This window comes from Bradyrhizobium sp. PRIMUS42 (genome assembly GCF_023006515.1).
GTDB lineage: Bacteria > Pseudomonadota > Alphaproteobacteria > Rhizobiales > Xanthobacteraceae > Bradyrhizobium.
In genome coordinates, this window is sequence record NZ_JALBGZ010001015.1 from 1 (window position 1) to 1696 (window position 1696).

1 protein-coding gene and 2 pseudogenes are annotated in these 1696 nt (G+C 65.2%); all 3 read right to left on the minus strand.

Features of this window, described 5'->3' with window-relative positions:
- Positions 1–243: pseudogene (locus MOV75_RS36955) on the minus strand (universal stress protein); the annotation flags it as partial.
- 93 nt (positions 244–336) lie between these two features.
- A complete protein-coding gene (gene trpS / locus MOV75_RS36960) occupies positions 337–1389 on the minus strand; it encodes a tryptophan--tRNA ligase (RefSeq protein WP_246932479.1) in 1053 nt (350 codons plus the stop codon).
- Positions 1390–1470: 81 nt separating this feature from the next.
- A pseudogene (locus MOV75_RS36965) lies at positions 1471–1696 on the minus strand (murein biosynthesis integral membrane protein MurJ); the annotation flags it as partial.

Genomic DNA, 1696 nt, shown 5'->3' on the forward strand with positions numbered 1-1696 from the left:
GGCGCGGTCGAGCGCGGCCTCCGCTGCTTCCTGCGCCTCGGCGCGCATGATGTCGGCGACCCCCAGCCATTCCTGGCTCTGCTGATTGGGCTCGATGATACGCAGCATCACCACGCCGCCGCCGGCGCGGATCGCCCAGCGGCTGGCATAGTAGACCGCGCGATCCCATTCGGCGGTGTCATCGACGATGACGAGGCATTTGGGCTTGTGACCCGGCTCGAAGCAAAGTCGCTTGCTGGTCATGCATGTCCCGGAATGTGCAGGGACGGCATGCTGCCACACTCCCGCAGCGTTGGGGAGAGGAGATGCGGCCGGCGCGCTGGCCCCGGACCGTCTCTAGCGCCGGTAGATGAAGCCGACGATATCCTTGGAGAGCTTCATCGTCTCGTCGGCTATGGCGCGGGCGCGGTCGGCGCCGTCGTTCAGGGTCGCGTCGATGTGGCCGGGGTCGGCGACGAGGCGCTTCATCTCGCCGGCGATCGGCGCGAGCTTGGTGACGCACAGCTCCGCCAGCGCGTTCTTGAAGCTGGAGAACTGGCCGCCGCCGAAATCGCGGAGCACGTCGGCCTTGGCGCGGCCGGAGAGCGCGGCGAAGATGCCGACGAGGTTGTCGGCTTCGGGACGGGCTTCCAGGCCCTTCTCCTCTGACGGTAGCGGTTCCGGATCGGTCTTCGCCTTGCGGATCTTCTGCGCGATGGTGTCGGCATCGTCGGTCAAATTGATCCGCGAATTGTCCGACGCATCGGACTTCGACATCTTCTTGGTGCCGTCGCGCAAGCTCATCACGCGCGTCGCCGGCCCCGTGATCAGAGGTTCCGGCAGCGGGAAGAACAGGCCGTCATTGGCGCCCTGGGCGCGAATGGAATCGCCGAAATCGTTGTTGAACTTCTGCGCGATGTCGCGCGAGAGCTCGAGATGCTGCTTCTGGTCCTCGCCGACCGGCACGTGGGTTGCGCGGTAGAGCAGGATGTCGGCGGCCATCAGCACGGGATAGTCGAACAGACCCACCGAGGCGTTCTCGCGGTCCTTGCCGGCCTTCTCCTTGAACTGGGTCATGCGGCCGAGCCAGCCCATGCGCGCGACGCAGTTGAAGATCCAGGCAAGCTCGGCATGGCCCGAGACCTGGCTCTGGTTGAACACGATGTGCTTCTTCGGATCGATGCCGGCGGCGATGAACGCCGCGGTGACCTCGCGGGTGTTGCGGGTGAGCTCGGCCGGGCCGCCCCAGACGTCGACGCCTTGCGTGATCGCGTGCATGTCGACGACGCAGTAAATGCAGCTGTGGGTTTCCTGCATCTTCACGAAGTTGACGATCGCGCCGAGGTAATTGCCGAGATGCAGATTGCCCGTCGGCTGGACGCCCGAAAAAACCCGTTCAACGAATGGCATGGTCAGCTTTCCCATAGGTATTCGGCCGTCGTTTCCAACAGCGGCGCTGCCCCGTCAAGGGTATTTCGCTGCGCTCGCGGTTTAGGTAGGCCGTTTCAACGCGTTAACCGCCTCGCGCCAGGAAGCTGCGCCGAGTATTTGCAGAAGCAGGCCATAGACCGCCATTCCGGCTCCGATCTGCACGCCCAGCGCGACGAATTTGATGAAGCCATGGGTCTCGGCAGGCACGAGGCCCACGGTGAGCCAGAGCAGGGCGCCCATGGCGGCTGCGGCGAGCACGATCCGCGGCAGCCGCTTGCGGGCGGTG